This is a genomic window from Arthrobacter alpinus, assembly GCF_900105965.1.
Taxonomy (GTDB): Bacteria; Actinomycetota; Actinomycetes; order Actinomycetales; family Micrococcaceae; genus Specibacter; species Specibacter alpinus.
In genome coordinates, this window is sequence record NZ_FNTV01000001.1 from 255,784 (window position 1) to 276,726 (window position 20,943).

Below are 20,943 nucleotides of genomic sequence, written 5' to 3' on the forward strand. Positions count from 1 at the left end.
GTAGTTCCAATGCTGCATTTCCAATGCGAGGGAGCAGATCATGACGGCTAGTGTGCAGGAGCTTCTTGACACTTTCGCTGTGCCCGGCGCAAATGCTGCCGAGCTCTTGTGCGACCGGCATCCGGCTGGAGACATTGCCTTGAGCGTTGTCTCCGCCGATCTAAGCAGCGAAGACATTAGTTACGGCGAGCTGCGGGAGAAATCCACGCAGTTCGCCGCTTCCTTGGCCTCCCTGGGTGTTCGTCGCGGTGATCACGTGGCCACGCTGATGGCCAAATCTGCCGAGCTGGTGATCGCCCTTCTGGGCATCTGGCGGTTGGGTGCGGTAGATGTGCCCCTCTTCACGGCGTTTGCGCACGACGCCATCGAATTCCGCTTGCAGTCCAGCGGCGCGCGTCTGGTGATCTGCGACGCCGACCAGCGACGCAAGCTCCTGCCTCCTGGTGAAGTCCCGACGGACGCCTCGCGTCCTGTGATTGTTGCCCGTGGCGACGCCTTTGGCTACGATCTCTCGCTAGCCGAGATGACGGCCGGGACGGGCGCCTTTGCCGACACCGAGGCGTACGACGCCGGACCTGTCGCCGTTGGCGGTGGCGGCACCCTTGCGCAACTCTTCACGTCTGGAACCACCGGGACACCCAAGGGAGTCCCCATTACCTTGGGCGCGGTGGCCTCCTTTGTTGGCTACCAAAGCTTTGGCCTGGACGTTCGAGATGACGATGTTTTCTGGAATGCGGCCGATCCCGGGTGGGCCTACGGGCTGTACTATGCGCTCTTGGCCCCTCTCGCCGCCGGCAACCGCTCGCTGCTCCTGGCGGCCAGTTTTAGTCCGGACTTGACGTGGGCCGTCTTGGATAAATTCCACGTCACCAACTTCGCGGCCGCCCCCACCGTGTACAGGTCGCTACGGGCAGGATCCACACCCGAGAAGTCCCACAGGCTGCGCCGTGCATCGAGTGCTGGCGAGCCCTTGACACCTGATGTCATCGCGTGGAGTCGTGACGCCTTCGGGTTGGAGGTCCATGACCACTACGGGCAGACAGAACATGGCATGGTGGCGGGCAATGCATGGGCCGAAGGTTTGCAATCGCCCCTGCGCCCCGGCTCCATGGGGGTGCAGCTGCCGGGATGGAGCGTAGATGTCCTCGCAGACAACGAAGACGTGCCGGCCGCTGATGGAGAGTCCGGACGCGTTGCCATCAACGTGGCAGGAAGCCCCTTCATGTGGTTTACGGCTTACGTGGATGCACCCGAGAAGACCGCTGAGCGGTACAGCAGCGACGGCCAGTGGTACGTCACTGGGGACACGGGCCGCCGGGACAAGGACGGTTTCATCTATTTCTCCTCCCGTGATGACGATGTCATCATCATGGCGGGTTACCGCATTGGACCCTTCGACGTGGAATCGGTCCTTGTCACGCACCCGAGTGTGGTTGAAGCCGCAGTGATTGGGACACCCGATGAGATTCGTGGTGAAGTCCTCGAAGCGTTCGTGGTGCTTCGTGACCCCACGCTAGCCTCGGATGAGCTGGTTCTTGAGCTGCAGACGCTCGTGAAGACCCGATTTGCAGCCCACGCCTATCCGCGCCGGGTCCATTTCGTGCCGGAGCTGCCAAAGACGCCCAGCGGAAAAGTTCAGCGCTATGTCCTGCGCCGTGAACGTGCCGCCATGGGGCGCCCATGACTCGGACCGCAGGAGGATCCTTGAAGAATCGCATCGCCACGAAGGCCAAGGCCGCCGGAATGGATCCGGCAAGCATCAGGCCAGTGGCGGACGGCACCAACAAAGTTTTGGGGTTTGCCCTTGAAGTGGGCATGGTTGCCGCACTTTTGTTTTGGGGCTTCAAACAAGAAAGCCCCTGGCATTTAATTCTGGGCCTAGGCGTACCGGCTGTGGTGGTGGTGTTCTGGGGTGCATTCATGGCCCCCCGCAGCGAAAGGCGCCTTAGCCCGGACCTTGTCCGCTGGCTGGCCTTGGGGCTTTTCCTCGCGGCGGCCCTTGCCCTGCTCACCGTTGGCTCAACAGCTCTGGGCATCGTGATGTTGGTTTTGGCCGCGGCTAATTTCGCCGCATCACTCATCCTTCGAAGCTAGTACCCGCCCCAAATGAACGGGACGGCAAACGCCACCGGTCAGAACTAGCGTGCCGCGGTATAAGGATTCATCAAGGAGCCTCCGGTAACTTCCTGGACGGAACAATCCGGGTGCGATCCCTCCGAAGCCAGCCACAGCGAGGCCGCAACTTCATCGCTCAAAGTCAAGGGTCCGGCGTCGTTCTTGGCCTGGGGCAGGGCGATTTGCAGGCCGGCGCCAAAGCGCGGTTGACCCAGGACGGTAACAAGCGTGTCGACACCAATGCCAATCGATTCGAGATGGCGCAGGAGCTCGGGGTCGTGATCGCTGATGCGGCTAATGCGACCGGTGTGGCCAGGGTCCAGCTCATCGAGGCGGTGCGACGGGACCATGGTGATGCCACCCTGAGCGTCCGGGATGGGGTCGCCGTGAGGATCGCGGCTTGGATGCCCCAGCTTGGCGCTCATGCGCTCAATAAAGTTTTCTGAAACAGCGTGTTCAAGCTGTTCGGCCTCGTCGTGAACCTCGTCCCAGCTGTATCCGAGCTCGCGCACCAAATAAGTTTCCAGCAGCCTGTGCCGGCGCACCATGGACAATGCCAAGGTCAAGCCCTTGGCGGTGAGGTGAATGGGGCTGTAAGGCTCGTGATCAACCAAGCCCTGGTCCTTGAGCTTGCGCACCATCTCCGAGACCGAGGAGTTTGCCACTCCCAGCCGGGTGGCAAGCGCGCTGGAGGTAATTGGCTTGTCCTGCCACTCCGTGTAGGCATAAATGACCTTGACGTAGTCTTCGATGCTGGAGGAATTTGCAGAATGTTTCACGTTCTCAACCCTACCCGCTAGCCCTGCCCCGTAAAGGTCAACCACAGCAGGAGTGCATTCAGTGCCACAATCAGCACCACACTGATCAGGGCCGCGAGCCGCAGCACCAGCCCGTCCCGGTGTTCGCCCATGATCTCCTTGCTCGAGGTCAGGCGCAGGAGTGGGATCAAAGCAAAGGGGATGCCGAAACTCAAGACAATCTGACTCACGATCAACGCCCAGGTGGGATCCACGCCCACCGAAAGCAACACAATGGCAGGCACCAGACTGACAAGACGCCGGGCCTGCAACGGGATCCGGACCTTGAGCAACCCGTGCATAATGGTGGCTCCCGCATAGGCGCCCACTGAAGTAGACGCCAGCCCGGAAGCCAGCAGCCCGATCGCAAATACGACGCCGATCACCGGGCCCAAGCTGTTCACGATCGCCGCGTGGGCGCCTTCGATGGAGTCCGTACCGGCGATACCTCCCAAGGTCGACGCGGCCAGCAAGAGCATGCCAATGTTGACAGCTCCCGCAAGCAGGAGGGCAAGGACGACGTCGGCCCGCGTCGCCTTAACGATCTGCCGCAGGCGGGCGGGGGTGCTGCGAGCGTCAGGATGCCTGTCCTTGGCCAGCTGGGAGTGGAGATAAATGGCGTGTGGCATGACAGTTGCCCCGAGCATGCCCGCGGCCAGCATGATGCTCTCGGAGCCCTGGAATCGGGGCACCAGGCCGCCAACCATGCCGGCTGGATCCGGTGGGCTTAGAACGAGTCCGGCCAGGAAGCCGATGGTGACAATGATCAGGAGGAAGATGATGGCTGACTCGAAATACCGCTGGCCGTGGCGGTTCTGTACCGTCAGCAGTGCCATGGAGCAGACGCCAACAATGAGCCCGCCGACAGGGAGGGGGACGTGAAACAGCAGGTTCAGGGCAATGGCCCCGCCCACCACTTCGGCAAGATCGGTGGCCATCGCAACAAGCTCCGCCTGAACCCAATACAGGCGCCGGCTTTTGGTCTTGAACCGCCGGCCCAGGTGTTCGGGCAGTGACCTGCCCGTCACCACGCCCAACTTGGCCGACTGGTACTGCACCAGCATGGCCATGAGGTTGGCGGCAACCAGCACCCACACCAGAAGATAGCCGTAGCTTGCCCCGGACGTCAGGTTGGCGGCAACATTCCCGGGATCGACGTAGGCAATGGCAGCCACGAAGGCCGGTCCAAGAAGCAGGACCAAGCCGCCTCGGGATTTGCGCAGGGGCTTTACCTTGGTTTCGAGCACTATCAGACCCTTCGAGTTACCTCAACCCATAGTTTAGGCATACCGAAATAGTAGATCAAGGGGTCTTCCTTGTCGAGAGGTGGCCGTGCGGGTTCCCTCGGCTAGGCCTTGTAGGCGCGCCACGTCTGTGCCACGTAGGGCAAATCGAGGACCTCGCCCGGTGCGTAACCCAGATGGTCAAACAAGTACCAGCGCATATTGCCCATAACTTTTTCGCGGACCGTCTCGCATGCCTTGAGGTAATAGCTGCGGGATTTCGCCAGTTCCATGATCTCCTCGGCCGTCACGGCCTGGACCCAGGGTGTGTCCAACGGTTCGGCCAGGGAAAACTCCGGGCCCACCTCCGGACTAAAATCAGGCTTGTGGACGTCCCCGGCGTGCATGATCCGTGCCAGTCGGTGAACCCAGGGGATTCCGACGTCGAGCTGGTTCCAGATTAGGCCCAGGGTTCCGTTGCTTCGGAGCACCCGCGCGATCTCCGTGCTGGCAGCCAGCGGGTCGCACCAATGCCAGGCCTGTGCCACAACCACAAGGTCAGCGCTGGCATCGGGGAGGGCCAGGTGCTCCGCGGTCCCCACCAAAGTGGTGACCTGGGGGAGGTCGGCGGCCAGCTGGGCCAGCATGTCCACCGACGGGTCTACGGCCGTAATGGCCCACCCGTGGCGGGCCAGCAACTGCGTGTACTTGCCCGTGCCGGCCCCTACGTCCAGGGCCTTCTCAATGTGCTGGCCAGTCTTCTCGACAAGCCAACCCAGGGACTCTTCCGGATAGCCCGGGCGGACTCTATGGTAGTGATCGCCGCCAGCAAGGAAAGCCGTTGCCATGTGCTTGCGCCGTTCCGCGTCAAAGACCGGTCCGCCGGTGCCTGCCATGTACGCTCCTGAAAAAGTTGTGCCGGTAGTGCCGTTCAACTTTACCGCGGAGCAGGGCGCGCACCCCTCCCGCGAGGCGAGGCGATGCGGCGTCTGGAGGGGTCAGTCGGTGGTGCAGGGGGCGGCGCCTGCTGTGCCTGGTGTGTTGGGCGCCCATTCAGGGTATTCCCGCTCGTCGTTGGCCGGGACCCAGCGGCCGGCGTCGACCACGTAGTCCCAGCCCAAGCCGTCGCGCAGGAGGGCGGCAACGCCGTCGACCAAGCGCTGAGCATCGTCCAGGCGTGAGCCCACTCCGAAGCTGGCCCGCAGGGAACCAGCCGGCAGGCCGAGGCGGTTCAAGAGTGGGTGTGCGCAGAACTTGCCGTCGCGCACGCCCACTCCGTGTTCGGCCGAGAGGTAGGCAGCCACCAGCCCTGCGTCGTAGCCCGTGACAGAGAAATTCACGACGCCGATGCTTCCGCACTCCGGATGCGTGTCCGCATCGGAGAAGAGCGAGTGAACAGTGACGCCCTCGAGTGTTTCAAAAGCGGTGACCAGGTGTTCGCGCAGCAGCTGTTCATGAGTGTGCCACTGATCGGCATCGAGTTCGGCCAGTATGGAGGCCGCCTTGGCGAGCGTTGCCGCCCCCAGCACGTTGGGGGAGCCGCCTTCATGGCGGGCCGGGCCAATCGTCCAGCTGGTAGATTCAAGCCGGACTTCCTTCACAGCTCCGCCGCCCGCCAGATGAGGCGCGCCGGAATCGAGCCAGTCCGAACGGCCCACCAGCACGCCTGCTCCAAAGGGTGCATAGAGCTTGTGTCCGGAGAACGCAACATAATCAACCCCGGTGGCGCTCAGATCGATCCTCCGGTGTGGGGCCAGCTGTGCGGCGTCCACCACGATCCGGGCGCCGTAGCGGTGCGCAAGGTCGGCCAGTTCCGCCACGGGCAGCACCTCACCGGTGACGTTCGAGGCGCCGGTGACTGCCAACAGCAACACATTCCCTGCACGCAGCTGAGTTTCAACCCGGGCCAGCGTGGACGCAATGGACGCAGCCGCAACAACTGAACGGTGCGGCAGTCCCTGCCAGGGAAGCAGGTTTGCGTGGTGCTCGATGTCCAAATACAGCACCTCGCCGTGGACATTGGACCGGCCCTCCGCGTAACCTCGCGCCTTCAGGATGCTCTCCACGCAGCCAGCCAACAGGTTCAAGGAGTCAGTGGTGTTGCGAGTGAAAATGACGGTGTCATCCGCGCGTGCCCCCACAAAATCAGCAACGATTCGCCGCGCATTCTCATAGACCGAGGTGCTTACCTGCGAAGCGAATCCGGCCCCGCGGTGCACACTGGCGTAGAACGGCAAAACCTCGTTCAGGTGTGCAGCCACTTCCTCCACGGCGGGTGCAGAAGCGGCATAGTCGAGGTTGGCATACCGCACATGTCCGCCCTGAATCAGCGGTGCCGCAAGATCGTGACCCACAACGGGCAGCAGCGGCGACTTCGCCAAAGAGGTCTTTTCCAACAGGGCATGGCTCATGAGTAAATCCTTTGACACCTTGGACCTGGGGGTGTGCCCAAAAGTCCGCGCTTGCCATGACCGCTCCGGTCTGGCCAGGTCGTCACCCGGGGCACCCCGCCGCGAAAGGAGGGTTGCCGGCCAGCAAACCGGGGTTTAGCGCTGGCACTCGTGACCTATGCCCAAAAGATTAGCCCACCGAGAGCCGAAGGCGTGTTTGTTACGCTGCTTGACGCCGGGGGCGCTGCGCAGTGGGAAACCGCGGGAAGGGGGCAAAAAAGAACGACGGCGGAATGCCGCCGTCGTTCTTAACTCACTTGTGTTTCAACCTATGAATTAGCCCAGCAGGTCATCCCACTTGGGATTCAGACGGGCAAGAACCTCGGTATGGAGGATGGAGTTTGTGGCCAGCGCGTTGCCGCCGAAGGGGCCGTCGGCTCCCTCGAGGGAGGTGAATCGCCCGCCTGCCTCCGTGACGATCGGGACTAGAGCGGCCATGTCATAGAGGTTGAGTTCGGGCTCGCAGGCAATGTCCACTGCACCCTCGGCCACCATGCAGTAGGACCAGAAGTCCCCGTACGCGCGCGTGCGCCACACGTCGTCGGTGAGTGAGATGAACTCGTCACGGTTGCCGCGCTCGGCCCATCCGGACAAGGAGGAGTAGGACAGTGAGGCGTCCTTGAGCTCGGCGACGTTGGAGACCCGGATACGGGTAGCAGCCGCCAGGGACTTGCCCATGTAAGCGCCCGTTCCCTGTGCGGCCCACCAGCGCTTGCCCAATGCCGGTGCGCTCACCAGGCCAACCACGGGAACACCGTCGTCGACGAGGGCAATCAGCGTTGCCCAGACCGGAACGCCGCGCACAAAGTTCTTGGTGCCATCAATCGGATCGATAATCCAGCGCCGTGACCCGTGCCCGCTGCTGCCAAACTCCTCGCCCAAAACAGCATCGCGCGGGCGAACCCGGGCCAGCTGGCTGCGAATGGACTCCTCGGCAGCCTTGTCGGCATCCGTCACGGGGGTCAGGTCGGGCTTGGTCTCAATTTCCAGGTCAAGGGCCTTGAAACGGGCCATGGTCAGCGAATCCACGCTGTCCGCCAAAACATGGGCCAGGCGGAGGTCGTCGTTGTACGTCTGGGGTTCAATCGTCATGTACATCACGCTATCGCGGTTTGGGCCAAACACGCGTTCCGACGCCCATTCCGGTGCCTGAACGCCAGCTGAACCTGCGGCAGCCGGAGTTGGCTCCAATTTTGATGGACTTATGCGCTGAACTGGGTCCAGGCAATGCGCATAACTAAAATCTTGAGATGTTATGCGCACAACCGACCGCGAGTCCTGCGCAAAAGTGTTTATGCGCAGGACTGATGGCGGGTTCAGCGCATAATTTTACGGCGGCGGCGCCGAGCCCGGTGTTGCGAACTAATCGATGATGCCCAGTTCCTTTTCTGCGGCACGCCCCTCGGTACGATCGCTGGTGCCAAAGAGGCGGCGCAGAGATGTCAGGCGTGCCGGGCCTGAGGGGCCCGCGTGACCGTTCGCCACGTAGGGATCCAGACCGCAGTTGACCGCCGCCGTGTCATGTTTGCAGCCGCGTTCACAATTGTCGGTGCCGGGCTGCAGATCGGGGAAGGCGTGCAGGATCCTGTCCGGGTTGACGTGGGCCAGCCCGAAGGAACGGATACCGGGAGTATCGATGATCCAGGAGCCCGGCGCTGCATCCTGCAATCGCAGCGCGAGTGCCGAGGACGAGGTGTGGCGGCCACGGCCCGTCACGGCGTTGACGCCACCGGTAGCTCTCTGCGAACCTGTCAGGGCATTGACCATGGTGGACTTTCCAACGCCCGAGTGCCCCACCATCACGCTGACCTTGCCGTCAAGGTAGCCGTGAAGTTGTTCGACGGCGCCGCCTGCGAGCAGTGCGGAGTCGCCGTCGTCGCTGCGGGCGTCGATGCCTGAGGCGCCGTCCGCAGCCGTGCGGCTGATGATGACAGTCATGTCCAGGTGTTCGTAATTGGCCAGCAGCTCCGCCGGATCCTTGATGTCAGTCTTGGTGATCAACAGCAGCGGAGCGATGCCGGAATCGTAGGCAGCCACGAGCGCCCGGTCGATGAAGCCCGTGCGTGGTTCGGGGTTTGCCGCGGCGACCACAATGACCAGCTGATCGGCGTTGGCCACGACAGCGCGCTCAACGGGGTCGGTGTCGTCGGCGCTGCGGCGCAGCAGCGTGCGGCGTTCCTCAATCCGAACCAGCCGGGCAAGGCTGTCCGGCTTGCCGGAAACATCGCCCACGAGTGCCACGAAATCGCCGGCCACCACTGGATTGCGGCGTAGTTCGCGGGCACGTGCGGCGATCAGGGTGCGTTCGGTGGGCAGGTTCTCATCCACGATGGCCGTATACCGGCCCCGGTCAACCGTGACGATCCGGCCAATGACTGCATCCTCATGGGCCGGGCGGTCCTTGGTGCGCGGACGGCTGCCTTTCTTGTTGGCCCTGACCCGGACGTTTGATTCGTCCCAGTTGCTGTAATCCCTTGCCATGGTCCTACGCCTCTGCCCCGGCCGACGCGGTGTTGGCTACTGCTGTCTGTGACACCATGGCCTCCCACATGGAGGGAAAGTTGGGCATGGTCTTGGACGTGGTGGCGATGTTCTCAACCTCGACGCCGGGCACGGCCAGCCCGATGATGGCACCCGCCGTAGCCATGCGGTGATCGTGGTAGCTGTGGAAGATGCCGCCGCGCAGGGGAGCGGGGTTGATGATGAGCCCGTCCTCAGTTTCCGCAGCGTCACCTCCCAGGGCATTGATCTCGGCAACCAGGGCTGCCAAGCGGTCCGTTTCATGACCGCGCAGGTGGGCAATTCCCCTCAGGCGCGACGGCGTTGACGCTAGGGCACAGAGGGCTGCCACGGACGGGGCCAGCTCGGAAGTGTCGGAGAGATCAACGCCGCGGATTTCCTCACCGCCTGTGACTGTCAGGGTGCCGTCTTTGAGCGTGACGGTTGCACCAAATTGCGGCAAAATTTCACGCCATTTGTCGCCCACCTGGGTGGTGTCGGCGGGCCAGTTGGGGATGCTCACGGTTCCGCGGGTTGCCAGCGCGGCGGCGAGGAAAGGACCGGCGTTGGAGAGGTCCTGCTCCAGGAGAACATCAAACGCCGCAACGGGGCCGGGCTGGACAATCCAGTGCTTGGGGGTGGAATTATCCACCACCACTCCCATGGAGCGCAGGATTTCCACCGTCATGGAAATGTGGTCCACGCTGGGGACGGAATCGCCTGTGTGTTCCAGATGCAGGCCATCTGCGAAGCGGCAAGCCACCAGAAGCAGCGCCGAGATGAATTGGGAGGAACTGCCCGCATCGATTTTCACGTGCCCGCCTGCAACAGCCCCGGTGCCGTGCACGGTGAACGGCAAGAAGCCGTCCTCTCCGCCTTCGATCATCACGCCGAGCCCTTCCAACCCGGCCACAATGGGAGCCATGGGGCGCACCAACGCGGCAGGATCGCCGTCGAACTTGACGGCACCGGTGACCAGCGCCGCCAGCGGCGGGACAAAACGCATGACAGTTCCAGCCAGTCCGCAATCAACGGCAATGCCGCCCTCGGGTGCGGCGAAACCGGACGGAATGGGGGTGACCACCAAATCTGGAACCTCGCCGCTGCCGGGGACCTCGGTGATGGTGGCGCCCAAAGCCTGCAGGGCCCCGATCATCAGATCTGAATCGCGGGATTGGAGAGGTGCCCGCAGTCGGGATTCACCGTCGGCAATCGCCGCGAGTACCAGATACCTGTTGGTCAGCGATTTGGAGGCCGGGATGGTGACGGTGGCTTCCAAGGGTGTAGCTGAAAATGGGGCGGGCCAAAGGTCGTAGGTCATGGGTAATTAGTGTCCTGTCACGTCGTGTGCAAGCGAGCGGACCGACTTGTCCGCGTTTTTCAGCTGGGTGGCGGCCGTCTTTTTGCCGCTCGCGATCAGTTTTTCGGTTCGCCAAGCCAGGCCGGGGCGACCGGCGGTGTCCACACTGGCTAGCAGCGCGCCACCAATCAATCCAATGTTCTTGGTCAGCTGGTTGCGGCGGTGCGACCGGTTTTCCTTGGTTGTGGTGTCCGAACTGCGGTATTCCACCGCCGTGGTCAGCCCTGCCGTCAGGGCCAGTACGACGGCGGCAGGCCGGGTGAACTTGCCCGTGGCCAACAACACCCCGGCGCCAACCTGGGTGCCGGCAAGTACCCGGGCCAGGGTTTTTTCACTGGCGTTCACCGGCAGTGCTGCGCTCAGCGGACGCAGGACCGGCGCCAATTGCGCTGCGGTCGAATCGGCGTGGCGCAGGCGGTCAAGGCCGGCGAAAATGAACGAGGACGCCAACATGGGGCGGGCGAGTACGCGAACAATGGACAAGGAAGCCTCCTTAGTGGTGCGGTCAGCCTCCACAACACGGCCGGGGCCGCCTCGCGGGAGGCTCATGCTGTGTATAAGTCTCCCACGTCTGCCGAGCACAGGAGGAGTTTGTGGAATATCCCGGGGCGCTGAAGTGTTGAGAACGTTAATGGTGGCCCGTGGAAGGGCCAAGCATCCCCGAAGTAAAGCCAACATCACCCCAGCGAAGGAAAGGCGGCAATGCAGACACTCAGTCACGCGGCACCCTCAGCAGCACCACTGAAGCTGAGTCTGAGCATAGACTCGACTGTGATGAACATTTCCGAGCCTGAGCAAACCGCCACCTCAGCAGAGGCCGCACCTGTCGTGGCAGCTGTCACCGATGTGGCAGATGTTGACGTTGCCAACGAGACCCCTGAGGCTAGGCGTGCGCGCTTTGAGCGCGATGCCATGGTCTATGTGGACCAGCTGTATTCGGCCGCCATGCGCATGGCCCGCAATCCCAGCGATGCCGAAGACCTGGTGCAGGAGGCCTACACCAAGGCTTTTTCAGCGTTCCACCAATACAAGCCGGGGACAAACCTCAAGGCGTGGCTGTACCGGATCCTGACCAACACCTACATCAACCTGTACCGCAAACGTCAGCGCGAGCCTCTGCAGTCCAATGCCGATTCCATTGAGGATTGGCAGTTGGCTAGAGCCGAATCGCACACCTCAAGCGGACTTCGATCGGCCGAGGCAGATGCCCTGGACCACTTGCCCGACTCGGATGTGAAGAGCGCTTTGCAGTCCATTCCGGAGGAATTCCGGCTGGCGGTCTACTTCGCCGACGTTGAAGGTTTTGCGTACAAAGAGATATCAGAAATTATGAACACCCCCATCGGCACCGTGATGTCACGGTTGCACCGGGGACGGAAACTATTGCGTGACATGTTGGCTGATTATGCCGTGGATCGCGGATACATCAAAGAAACCAACCACATGACGGAAACGGAGAAATAACCATGGGCGACTGCCAAAGCCTGGGCGATTGCGATGATCAACGCATCGGACGCATTTATGAATACCTTGATGGGGCCCTGTCTCGCGAGGACCTGGGCGAGATCAAGGAACACCTCGACGGCTGCACCGATTGCGCCAGTGAGTATGATCTCGAATGCGTGATCCGCTCCGTCGTCAAACGCTCCTGCAAGGAAGCGGCCCCTGAAACGCTTAAGGCCGCCATCCTCTCCCGGCTGCACGAAGGCCGTCCTGCCGCTGTTTAGCGCATGCGTGATTCTGGGCGCAGCGAAATAGTTGCGTAGTTGCTGGCCGACTTGCCCGTGAGACGACGGTGCATGGACCCGCCTATTTGGTGGGCCTGCACCTTGGCGAGTTCCGCCTTTTCCCCCATGAAAAGGCTGTCAACTGTCAGCGTCCACAGCTGCAGCCACCGGTTGAAGTGTTCCAGCGTCAGCGCCGCCTTGGCATTGATGTTGACATGGGTGGCAAGCGCATTGCGATTGTAGAGGCCGGCCTTGAACAGCACCGTCTGCCAGAAGTCGGCCATGATGGGCATGTGCGCGGCCAGGTCCATGTGCACCACCTCGGTGAAGATTGGCCCAATCAGATCATCGGTGAACGCACTGGTGTAGAACGTTTCCACGAGCAGCACGACATCCTCGCGATTTTCGATGTCCCGACGCTGGGAACCAACCAATGGCTGATCGGCCCAAGCCTGCGGAGGACCTGCTGCCGGCGCATAGGGGTTGATATCCGACGCCGTTCGCCCAGAGTTCAGTGGGTTTCGGCGCTGCGCAGCTGGTCTCTTTCCGGGTGTCTCCATGGTAACTCCCAGCTTAGCCCGGCGGCCGGGGGCTTGCTCTTTGGCACACAAAAGCCCGTCTCACCAGGTGGTGGGACGGGCTTTTGTTTAATACGTCAAGATTTAGGAGTTGGGACGCTTACCGTGGTTAGCGCCGCCCTTCTTACGATCCCGACGCTTACGTGAACGCTTCGACATAGCTGCCTCCAATCATCAAAAAAAGATCTCCAAAAACGATCCTCATCTAGTTTCGCATAGGTGGCACATTCGTACCTAACTGAGGTGCGGCGTTTTAGTGCTTTAGCGTTGACTTGATGGCAGTTGCCGTCTGGTCCAGCACGGTACGCAGCGTTGTCACTGTCAGTTCATCCAAGCCTGCACGGGCATTGTGCAATCGAAGCTCGATCAACAGATCGTCACGGAAATGTTGAAGTGTGAACTCGGCCTCCTTGAGCAGCTTGGAGGATCCTGCCGGCTCGTTGCGCGGTGCCCTTGGTGCTTGGCGAGACTGGCTTCTGGCAGATTCGGCACTGGCGGCAAGATCAGCGCGCAGGCTGCGCATATTTTCCTGAACCTCTATACGGATGTCGTCCGCGAGCCGGCGCACAGAGGCGGCGATGTTGGCCTGAACCTCGGTGAGCTCATGCCGACGCCGGTCAAGCTCCTCGCGGCCGGCTGCCGTCAAGGCATATACGGTGCGGCGCCCGTCCATGGTGGTGTCCAGCAGCCCCTCTTCCTGCAATTTGGACAGTCGAGGATAGACCGTACCCGCGCTAGGGGAGTAGGTGCCGCCAAAACGGTCGCTGAGGGCGCGGATAATCTCATACCCGTGGCGGGGGCCTTCCTCCAAGACGGCAAGCAGGTACAGGCGCAGGGCGCCATGGGCAAAGACGGGAGGCATTAGAACCCCTCCTTGGTCAGCGACGGATTGGTTGACTCCTCTGCGGCGTACACAATGGTGACGGCACCGGAGACAGTTGTTGTGTGTGCCTTCAAGCGCGGTGTGTCCGGGCCGGTTGCGGCCGACGTGCTTTGGCCAAGATTGGAAAAGCGCTCCTGATCCAGCAAGAGGGTTCCGGAAGCGCTCGTGGCGTTCACCGAGACGCCCACATTGCGTGGAATTCGGACCGTGATGTCACCTGAGACGGATTTTGCATTGAGCGAAACCGGGACTCCGTGAAGATCAAAGCTGACATTTCCGGAGACCGTGTTGGCCCGGATGTCGCTCATGTCTCCCGAGGCCATGACATCGCCCGATACACTCTTTGCCACGAGTGTTCCGCGATGGTCACGGGCAATGATCTCGCCACTGACGGTGTCAAGGGTGAGCAAGCCCTCGGTGGCGTCAGCCATGAGGGATCCTGTCACCGTGCGAAGGGTGGTCCGGGCGCTTCCGCTGACCATTCCGTCGGCATTAACAGTGCTTGCAGTGACAAGGGTGCCAGCCGGAACGGCGATGCTGATGACAGCCGTGGCGTTCTGCTGAAAGTTAATGAGTCGCTGCAACCAATTCGAGGAATTGAAGTGTTCCACCTTCAGGGTTCCATTGGTGAAGCTGACCTCAAGGGGTTGCCCATCCACCTCGGAGATTTCCAGTGTGGTTGTTTTTCCCTCGGTGACAACAATGTCGAATCTGCCCTTGATGAGGGCAACCTTGACCTCGGCTACTCCAGCAAGTTCAAGCGTTTGTGGTTCACTGATGGACCACATTTCCTGGCTCATGACCTCTCCTCTGTTCGCGTTATATCGCGTCTGTATCTAATACGATATAACGCGTTTCGCACTGGATCAAGATATATCGTGAAAATAGTCCGCAAACCCAATGGATTCCACGTCGGGCATCCTTAAACGCACAACGCCCCCAGAGCATCCTCTGGGGGCGTTGATTGCTTGGCTTATGAGGCCTCGGGGATTTCCAGCCACTGGTACCAGCCGCGGTGCAGAACCAGCCAGGCCATGAGGCCGTAACCAGCTTGTCCGGGCGACCCGCCATTGGATGCCACATCGTTGCGCCACTGCTCGTGGTTCTGCAGCGGTGTAAAGGTGTCAACATAGTGGTGCTTGCGGCGCGTGGTCACGTCGGCAAAAGCCGTGTTGAGCTCGGCCAACTTGCGGTTTAACGCGGGATCCAGCGACGGCGGAGGACCCACCACAAACACCGGAATGTTCAGTTGGGTGGCACCGTCCAAAATGTTGGCCAGGTTCAGCCGGCTCCGGGCCGTGGACAAACCATATTCAATGTCTCGCCCGGACAGGCCAATGACCAGACGGTTCTCGTGGAAGTCATCGAAGCGGCGGCCGGCCTCATTCAGCCAGCGGCCAGCCAGCGCCTCGGTTCCCTCCTTGGGGGACGCCAAAACGAAGGATTCCACGCTCACCTGATCGGCAGGAGTCCGCGCTAGTACGCGGCCCAGCCAGCCGAGTGCACGGGGATCGCCCACGCCGGCCACCAATTCATCGCCTACAGCTACTATTCGCAGTTCCCGCTTCTCCACGGCACCCCTCTTCTTTGTGCAAAATTGAATGCAAACAAAAGATGCCCGGCCTGACGGTGCAGACCGGGCATCAGTAGTGCATTAGTTACGTTCGAAAGCCTGCTTGACCAGCATGGTCAGTTCGACTGCGTGGTTCTTTGCCGAACCCGTTGCCGTTGCGGCAGAGGCGGGGCGGGAAACGCGGCCCAACTTCTTATCCAGCTCAGGTGCCAAGTTCAAGCCCATGAACGGCCACGGACCCTGGTTGGCGGGCTCGTCCTGTGCCCAAACAACGTCAGCGTTCGGGTACTTGGCCAGCTCAGCCTTGATTTCCTCCAGCGGCAGCGGGTACAGCTGCTCAACACGGACGATCACGGCCTTCGTGTCGCCGGCCTTGTCACGAGCTGCGAGCAGATCGTAGTACAGGCGGCCGGAGACTAGCAGAACACGGTCGACGGCGTTGTTATCGACCGCTGCATGGTCACCGATCACGGGGCGGAAGCCGCCCTGGGTGAAGTCCTCAACCGGTGATGCCGCAGCCTTCAGGCGCAACAGCTGCTTCGGGGTGAAGATGATCAGCGGCTTGCGCGGACGGCTGTAGGCCTGGCGGCGGAGCAGGTGGAAGTGCGAGGCCGGTGTTGTCGGGTTGGCGACAATCATGTTCTCTTCGGCGCACATTTGCATGAAGCGCTCGATCCTGGCCGATGAGTGGTCAGGGCCCTGACCCTCGTAGCCGTGCGGCAGCATCAGAACCAGCGAAGAGTGCTGGCCCCACTTCTGCTCGGCCGAGGAGACAAACTCGTCGATGACGGTCTGGGCGCCGTTGACGAAGTCACCGAACTGGGCTTCCCAAACAACCAATGCATCCGGGCGCTCAACGGAGTAGCCATATTCGAACGCCATGGCAGCGTATTCGCTCAAGAGGGAATCGTAGATCCACAGCTTGGCTTGATCGTCACTGAGTTCCGTCAGTGGCGTCCAGACGTTGCCATTGGTGCGGTCGTGGAAGACTGCGTGGCGCTGCACGAAGGTGCCGCGACGTGAGTCCTGCCCGGCCATGCGGACAGGAACACCTTCCATGAGGAGCGAACCAAAAGCGCTCAGCTCACCAAAGCCCCAGTCAATGCCGCCTTCGCGAGACATTGCCTCACGCTTTTCCAACAGCGGCAGAAGCTTGTGGTGAACTGTGAACCCTTCGGGAACGGCAAGGTGGGCTGCGCCGATCTTGGCCAGGGTGGCCGCACTGATGGCGGTGACCTGAGGATCGTTGACGCCGGAATCGGCCTGCTGCGCGATGGGGCGCTCAAGACCGGCGACTGCCTGCGAATCCTTCGTGATGATCGGGATCGGGGAGGTCTGGGCTGCGTGCGTTTCGGCGAAGACCCGCTCCAGGCGTTCCTGGTAGTCACGCAGCAACTGCGTGGCTTCTTCTTCGGTGATGTCACCACGGCCGATGAGGGCCTCGGTGTAGAGGCGGCGCACCGAACGCTTGGCTTCGATCAGGTTGTACATCAAGGGCTGCGTCATTGAGGGATCGTCACCCTCGTTGTGACCACGGCGGCGGTAGCAAACCATGTCAATGACAACGTCCTTGCGGAAGCGCTGCTGGAACTGGTAGGCCAACTGTGCCGTGCGGACAACAGCCTCGGGATCGTCACCATTGACGTGGAAGACGGGAGCCTGAATCATCTTTGCAACGTCGGTGGAGTACACCGAGGAGCGTGAGGACGACGGCGCCGTGGTGAAGCCGACCTGGTTGTTGACAACAATGTGGATGGTTCCACCCGTGCGGTAACCGCGCAGCTGGGACAGGTTCAGGGTTTCTGCAACAACACCCTGACCGGCGAAGGCGGCGTCGCCGTGAACCATGATGGGCAGAACGGGGAAGTTCTCGCCCTGGTCCAGACGGTCCTGCTTGGCACGAACAATGCCCTCAAGGACGCCGTCAACGGCTTCCAGGTGGGACGGGTTGGCCGCCAAGTAAACCTTGGTTTCGTTGCCGGCGTCGGAGGTGAAAGTCCCCTCGGTACCGAGGTGGTACTTCACGTCACCGGAACCCTGGACACTGCGAGAATCCTGGGTGCCCTCAAATTCGCGGAAGACCTGAGCATAGGTTTTGCCAGCAATGTTTGTGAGAACGTTCAGGCGGCCACGGTGGGCCATGCCGATGGCAACTTCGTCCAAGCCGTCGTCGGCAGCATCAGAAATGATGGAGTCCAGCAGCGGAATCAGGGATTCGCCGCCTTCCAGGGAGAAGCGCTTCTGGCCAACAAACTTGGTCTGCAGGAACGTCTCAAACGCTTCTGCGGAGTTCAGCTTGGAGACAATCCGCAGCTGCTCTTCGCGGCTCGGCTTGGAGTAGGGGTGCTCCAGCTCGTTCTGGAACCATTCACGCTGTTCCGGTTCCTGAATGTGCATGTACTCCACACCCGTGGTGCGGCAGTAAGCATCGCGCAGCACGCCGAGGATATCGCGCAGCAGGAGCTTGGACTTGCCTCCGAAGCCGCCCGTGGGCCATTCGCGGTCCAGATCCCACAGGGTCAGGCCGTAGGTGAGCACGTCCAGGTCGGGGTGCTTGCGCTGGACGAACTCCAAGGGATCGGTGTCTGCCATGAGGTGGCCGCGCACGCGGTAGGAGTGGATCAGCTGCTGGATACGGGCAACCTTGTTGATCTCGTCGGCCGGGTCAACCTGAAGATCCAGGCTCCAGCGAACAGGCTCATACGGGATGCGAAGGGACTCAAAGATCTCATCGTAGAAGTTCTCGGCACCGAGCAGGAGCTGGTGGACCTTCTTCAGGAATTCGCCGGAGCCGGCACCCTGGATGACGCGGTGGTCATAGGTGCTGGTCAGCGTCAAAATCTTGGAGACGGCGTTGTGGGCGATGATCTTGGGGCTTGAACCCTGGTACTCGGCCGGGTAATCCAATGAGCCGACGCCGATGATGGCTGCCTGGCCCTTGGACAAACGGGGAACGGAGTGCACCGTGCCAATACCACCGGGGTTGGTCAGTGAGACCGTGGTGCCGGAGTGGTCATCCGCAGTCAGCTTGCCGGCACGGGCGCGCTTGATGAGGTCTTCATAGGTGTGCCAGAACTCGGCGAAGTTCATGGTCTCCGAGCGCTTGATGTTCGGCACCATGAGCAGGCGCGTGCCATCAGGCTTGGGCATGTCAATGGCAATACCGAAGTTCACGTGCGGCGGCTGGACAGCAACAGGCTTGCCGTCGATCTCGTCGTAGTAGACGTTCATCGATGGGAAGGCGGCCAGGGCCTTGATGACCGCGTAGCCAATGAGGTGCGTGAAGGAAACCTTGCCACCGCGGGCACGGGCCAGATTGGAGTTGATGACAACACGGTTGTCAATGAGCAGCTTCGCAGGGATGGCACGAACGCTGGTGGCCGTCGGTACTTCCAGGCTGGAAACCATGTTGGCGGCGATTGCCTTGGCAGGTCCTCGCAGAACAGTCTTCACTGACTCTTCCGGAACGGACTTGTCTTTGGCGGTCTTGGGCAACTGGGCCGGGATGGGCGTCGCGCCGGTGCGAGCCGCGTCCTTTGCGGGTGCTGGGGGACGGGGAGCTGCCGGGGCCTTGGGGGCCGCGGCGGGGGCTGCCGGAGAAGCGGCGGCGGGTGTCGCCGTCGTGCTGGGGGCAGCTGCGGCAGGAACCGGTGCAACTACAACCGGGATCTGTGCCGTAACGGGAGCTACATTGTTTGCGGTGTGGCGGCCATTGCCTGCTGCGTCATCTGCAGCGAAACCTTCAAAGAGGGGCCACCATTTTGCGTCCACTGCATTCTTGTCGCTTTGGTAGCGCTCGTACAGTTCATCGACGAGCCACTCGTTGCCGCCAAATTCTTCTGGTAGACGGTGGATGGATTGCTCTGGCACGTGTGTTACGCCTCTTCCATGAGTTCTTATTGCCCGCTCTGCAAAGTTGCATAGACCGGCCGCACCCAGTTACTTCGCGGATGCTGTCGGCGCAAACTTGCGTAGCCTGTTTGAAAGTGATTGGGGTCCAACAAACCCCTTCCGCGTCAAGTCTAGTAACCATGGCGGCCTGTAAGCCAATCTAAGTCACGGCGCGCCCCATGCAATGGGCAAAAACGGATCATTTTTTGCGGGGAATGGTTCCTGCAGGTGGTTAGACTCATACCCGTGCGGGCTCGTGACAGCCTGCCACAGCCAGCGCCGGCCCTCTGGAGCCTTCCTCTTGATCGCCACCAGCGCGGCGGCAAAGCTCAACGAGGGAGTGCCATGCGTTTTCTAAACCAGCCAACCACCGATCTGACGTATTCGGACGTTTTCCTGATTCCATCGCATTCCACCGTGACCTCACGCTTGGACGTTGACTTGTCCAGCGGCGATTCAACGGGCACCACCATTCCCTTGGTGGTGGCGAACATGACGGCTGTTTCCGGCAAACGGATGGCAGAGACTGTGGCCCGGCGCGGCGGCATGGCTATTCTTCCGCAGGACATTCCCCTTGACGTGCTGCGCTCGGTGAGTGAGTGGGTCAAGCAGCGCGATTCCCTCTTTGAAACTCCGCTGTTGATGAGCGCCTCAGACATTGTTATCGATGCAGTCCACCTCATGAGCAAGCGCCCGCACAACGCCGTTGTAGTGGTGGACGGGACGCGGTTTGTGGGTCTGGTCCGTGGATCTGACTGTGAAAGCGTAGATCGCTTCTCCTCACTGGCCTCGGTGATGCGCGCCAATGTCCTTACGCTCGATGCCGCTGTCTTTGATGCCATTCGCACCGAGGCCGACGCCGGATCCTTGGACTTCGCCACGGCCAAGATACGCAATGACGAGGCCTTGCGTGAGGCTTTCTCCGTCCTGGATTCCGCCGGGACGGACATCGCTCCGGTGCTGCGCAACGGCGAGGTGGTAGGTGTCTTGACCCGCACCGGTGCCTTGCGCTCCACGATTTACCAGCCTGCAGTTGACTCTGCTGGACGCCTGCGACTTGGTGTGGCCGTTGGCATCAATGGTGATGTGGCGGCGAAGACGCAGGCCCTGCTTGAGATGGGGGTCGATGCCTTGGTGGTGGACACCGCTCACGGGCATCAGGAAAAAATGTTGGACGCGCTGCGGGCCGTCCGATCCCTTTCTCCCGAAGTACCGGTGGCTGCCGGAAACGTGGTCAGCGCCGCTGGGGTTCGGGACCTGGTGAACGCCGGTGCCGACATTATCAAGGTGGGAGTTGGCCCGGGTGCCATGTGCACCACTCGCATGATGACAGCGGTTGGCCGGCCCCAATTTTCCGCGGTCTTGGAATGTTCGACGGCGGCTGCCGAGTTGGGCGCCCACGTCTGGGCCGACGGTGGTGTGCGCTATCCCCGGGACGTGGCCCTTGCCCTGGCCGCAGGCGCCAGCCAAGTCATGATTGGTTCCTGGTTTGCAGGAACCTACGAAAGTCCCGGCGATCTGTTGAGCGACGCCGGCGGGCGGCTGTACAAGGAGAGTTTCGGCATGGCGTCGGCGCGTGCCGTGCAGAACCGGACATCTCGCGAGGGCGCTTTTGAGCGTGCGCGCAAGGGCCTGTTCGAGGAGGGAATTTCCACCTCCAAAATGTACCTGGATCCCGCCCGCCCCGGGGTGGAGGACCTGCTGGACATGATTACCGCAGGACTGCGCAGCTCCTTTAGCTATGCGGGTGCGTCTTCCTTGGCGGAATTTCGGGAACGCGCCATCGTGGGCGTACAGTCCGCAGCCGGATATGAGGAAGGCCGGCCGCTGCCGCAGAGCTGGTAGCG

At 61.6% G+C, this 20,943-nt stretch carries 19 protein-coding genes and 1 riboswitch; of the genes, 5 read left to right on the plus strand and 14 right to left on the minus strand.

Annotated features, from left to right (window positions below; genetic code table 11):
* Nucleotides 1-40: 40 nt before the first annotated feature.
* Entirely contained in the window at nucleotides 41-1,684 is a 1,644-nt protein-coding gene (locus BLV41_RS01150; protein ID WP_074709793.1) for an AMP-binding protein, read from the plus strand.
* Nucleotides 1,681-2,094: a YrdB family protein gene (locus tag BLV41_RS01155; RefSeq protein WP_074709795.1), complete on the plus strand. Its 414-nt coding sequence runs from the start codon at nucleotides 1,681-1,683 to the stop codon at nucleotides 2,092-2,094. The genes BLV41_RS01150 and BLV41_RS01155 overlap by 4 nt, the downstream gene beginning before the upstream one ends.
* 44 nt (nucleotides 2,095-2,138) lie before the next feature.
* On the opposite strand, the gene BLV41_RS01160 is transcribed toward BLV41_RS01155, so the two are convergent.
* From BLV41_RS01160 to BLV41_RS01195, 8 genes are all read right to left on the minus strand, one after another.
* Nucleotides 2,139-2,894: a metal-dependent transcriptional regulator gene (locus BLV41_RS01160; protein WP_074709798.1), complete on the minus strand. Its 756-nt coding sequence runs from the start codon at nucleotides 2,892-2,894 to the stop codon at nucleotides 2,139-2,141.
* 17 nt (nucleotides 2,895-2,911) lie between these two features.
* Complete coding sequence (locus BLV41_RS01165; RefSeq protein WP_074709800.1) at nucleotides 2,912-4,162, minus strand: Nramp family divalent metal transporter; 1,251 nt, start codon at nucleotides 4,160-4,162, stop codon at nucleotides 2,912-2,914.
* Nucleotides 4,163-4,260: 98 nt separating this feature from the next.
* Nucleotides 4,261-5,031 carry a class I SAM-dependent methyltransferase gene (locus tag BLV41_RS01170; protein ID WP_074709803.1) on the minus strand — a complete coding sequence of 257 codons (771 nt, stop codon included), beginning with the start codon at nucleotides 5,029-5,031 and terminating at the stop codon, nucleotides 4,261-4,263.
* A gap of 102 nt (nucleotides 5,032-5,133) precedes the next feature.
* Nucleotides 5,134-6,546: an aminotransferase class V-fold PLP-dependent enzyme gene (locus BLV41_RS01175; RefSeq protein WP_074709806.1), complete on the minus strand. Its 1,413-nt coding sequence runs from the start codon at nucleotides 6,544-6,546 to the stop codon at nucleotides 5,134-5,136.
* Nucleotides 6,547-6,588: 42 nt separating this feature from the next.
* A riboswitch (SAM riboswitch) is annotated at nucleotides 6,589-6,702 on the minus strand.
* 159 nt (nucleotides 6,703-6,861) lie between these two features.
* Nucleotides 6,862-7,677 carry a histidinol-phosphatase gene (hisN, locus tag BLV41_RS01180; protein ID WP_044575244.1) on the minus strand — a complete coding sequence of 272 codons (816 nt, stop codon included), beginning with the start codon at nucleotides 7,675-7,677 and terminating at the stop codon, nucleotides 6,862-6,864.
* A gap of 270 nt (nucleotides 7,678-7,947) precedes the next feature.
* Complete coding sequence (rsgA, locus tag BLV41_RS01185; RefSeq protein WP_074709808.1) at nucleotides 7,948-9,066, minus strand: ribosome small subunit-dependent GTPase A; 1,119 nt, start codon at nucleotides 9,064-9,066, stop codon at nucleotides 7,948-7,950.
* Between the two features lie 4 nt (nucleotides 9,067-9,070).
* On the minus strand, nucleotides 9,071-10,405 hold the full coding sequence (gene aroA / locus BLV41_RS01190; RefSeq protein ID WP_074709811.1) for a 3-phosphoshikimate 1-carboxyvinyltransferase: 1,335 nt from the start codon (nucleotides 10,403-10,405) through the stop codon (nucleotides 9,071-9,073).
* Nucleotides 10,406-10,411: 6 nt separating this feature from the next.
* Nucleotides 10,412-10,927, minus strand: a complete 516-nt coding sequence (locus tag BLV41_RS01195) for a DoxX family protein (RefSeq protein ID WP_074713018.1) — start codon at nucleotides 10,925-10,927, stop codon at nucleotides 10,412-10,414.
* A 219-nt stretch (nucleotides 10,928-11,146) separates the two neighbouring features.
* Here BLV41_RS01195 and BLV41_RS01200 point away from each other — a divergent pair, with 219 nt between their 5' ends.
* The gene (locus tag BLV41_RS01200) at nucleotides 11,147-11,908 is read left to right on the plus strand and encodes a sigma-70 family RNA polymerase sigma factor (RefSeq protein ID WP_074709814.1); all 762 of its coding nucleotides are present in this window, start codon (nucleotides 11,147-11,149) and stop codon (nucleotides 11,906-11,908) included.
* 2 nt (nucleotides 11,909-11,910) lie between these two features.
* Nucleotides 11,911-12,171: a mycothiol system anti-sigma-R factor gene (gene rsrA, locus BLV41_RS01205; protein ID WP_044575128.1), complete on the plus strand. Its 261-nt coding sequence runs from the start codon at nucleotides 11,911-11,913 to the stop codon at nucleotides 12,169-12,171.
* Here the strand turns inward: rsrA and BLV41_RS01210 are convergent.
* From BLV41_RS01210 to BLV41_RS01230, 6 genes are all read right to left on the minus strand, one after another.
* On the minus strand, nucleotides 12,168-12,731 hold the full coding sequence (locus BLV41_RS01210; RefSeq protein WP_211481599.1) for a group III truncated hemoglobin: 564 nt from the start codon (nucleotides 12,729-12,731) through the stop codon (nucleotides 12,168-12,170). The genes rsrA and BLV41_RS01210 overlap by 4 nt on opposite strands.
* Before the next feature lie 102 nt (nucleotides 12,732-12,833).
* Nucleotides 12,834-12,908 carry a 50S ribosomal protein bL37 gene (locus BLV41_RS22975; protein ID WP_370800376.1) on the minus strand — a complete coding sequence of 25 codons (75 nt, stop codon included), beginning with the start codon at nucleotides 12,906-12,908 and terminating at the stop codon, nucleotides 12,834-12,836.
* Between the two features lie 94 nt (nucleotides 12,909-13,002).
* The gene (locus tag BLV41_RS01215) at nucleotides 13,003-13,611 is read right to left on the minus strand and encodes a PadR family transcriptional regulator (protein WP_074709816.1); all 609 of its coding nucleotides are present in this window, start codon (nucleotides 13,609-13,611) and stop codon (nucleotides 13,003-13,005) included.
* Nucleotides 13,611-14,432: a DUF4097 family beta strand repeat-containing protein gene (locus BLV41_RS01220; RefSeq protein WP_074709819.1), complete on the minus strand. Its 822-nt coding sequence runs from the start codon at nucleotides 14,430-14,432 to the stop codon at nucleotides 13,611-13,613. The genes BLV41_RS01215 and BLV41_RS01220 overlap by 1 nt, the downstream gene beginning before the upstream one ends.
* Nucleotides 14,433-14,605: 173 nt before the next feature.
* Complete coding sequence (locus tag BLV41_RS01225) at nucleotides 14,606-15,205, minus strand: GDSL-type esterase/lipase family protein (protein WP_074709822.1); 600 nt, start codon at nucleotides 15,203-15,205, stop codon at nucleotides 14,606-14,608.
* 81 nt (nucleotides 15,206-15,286) lie between these two features.
* The gene (locus BLV41_RS01230) at nucleotides 15,287-19,075 is read right to left on the minus strand and encodes a multifunctional oxoglutarate decarboxylase/oxoglutarate dehydrogenase thiamine pyrophosphate-binding subunit/dihydrolipoyllysine-residue succinyltransferase subunit (RefSeq protein ID WP_074709825.1); all 3,789 of its coding nucleotides are present in this window, start codon (nucleotides 19,073-19,075) and stop codon (nucleotides 15,287-15,289) included.
* 366 nt (nucleotides 19,076-19,441) lie between these two features.
* Between BLV41_RS01230 and guaB1 the strand changes: the two genes are divergently transcribed.
* Nucleotides 19,442-20,941 (plus strand): GMP reductase, encoded by a 1,500-nt coding sequence (guaB1, locus tag BLV41_RS01235; protein ID WP_044570071.1) that lies wholly within the window; start codon nucleotides 19,442-19,444, stop codon nucleotides 20,939-20,941.
* The last annotated feature ends 2 nt before the right edge of the window (nucleotides 20,942-20,943 follow it).

Excerpts from the sequence above, each read along its gene's own strand:
- hisN (WP_044575244.1), bottom strand. The coding sequence starts at position 7,677 with ATGACGATTGAACCCCAGACGTACAACGACGACCTCCGCCTGGCCCAT.
- aroA (WP_074709811.1), bottom strand. The coding sequence starts at position 10,405 with ATGACCTACGACCTTTGGCCCGCCCCATTTTCAGCTACACCCTTGGAA.
- BLV41_RS01215 (WP_074709816.1), bottom strand. The coding sequence starts at position 13,611 with ATGCCTCCCGTCTTTGCCCATGGCGCCCTGCGCCTGTACCTGCTTGCC.
- BLV41_RS01155 (WP_074709795.1), top strand. The coding sequence starts at position 1,681 with ATGACTCGGACCGCAGGAGGATCCTTGAAGAATCGCATCGCCACGAAG.
- rsgA (WP_074709808.1), bottom strand. The coding sequence starts at position 9,066 with ATGGCAAGGGATTACAGCAACTGGGACGAATCAAACGTCCGGGTCAGG.
- BLV41_RS01150 (WP_074709793.1), top strand. The coding sequence starts at position 41 with ATGACGGCTAGTGTGCAGGAGCTTCTTGACACTTTCGCTGTGCCCGGC.
- BLV41_RS01210 (WP_211481599.1), bottom strand. The coding sequence starts at position 12,731 with ATGGAGACACCCGGAAAGAGACCAGCTGCGCAGCGCCGAAACCCACTG.
- rsrA (WP_044575128.1), top strand. The coding sequence starts at position 11,911 with ATGGGCGACTGCCAAAGCCTGGGCGATTGCGATGATCAACGCATCGGA.
- BLV41_RS01175 (WP_074709806.1), bottom strand. The coding sequence starts at position 6,546 with ATGAGCCATGCCCTGTTGGAAAAGACCTCTTTGGCGAAGTCGCCGCTG.
- BLV41_RS01170 (WP_074709803.1), bottom strand. The coding sequence starts at position 5,031 with ATGGCAGGCACCGGCGGACCGGTCTTTGACGCGGAACGGCGCAAGCAC.
- BLV41_RS01200 (WP_074709814.1), top strand. The coding sequence starts at position 11,147 with ATGCAGACACTCAGTCACGCGGCACCCTCAGCAGCACCACTGAAGCTG.
- guaB1 (WP_044570071.1), top strand. The coding sequence starts at position 19,442 with ATGCGTTTTCTAAACCAGCCAACCACCGATCTGACGTATTCGGACGTT.
- BLV41_RS01220 (WP_074709819.1), bottom strand. The coding sequence starts at position 14,432 with ATGAGCCAGGAAATGTGGTCCATCAGTGAACCACAAACGCTTGAACTT.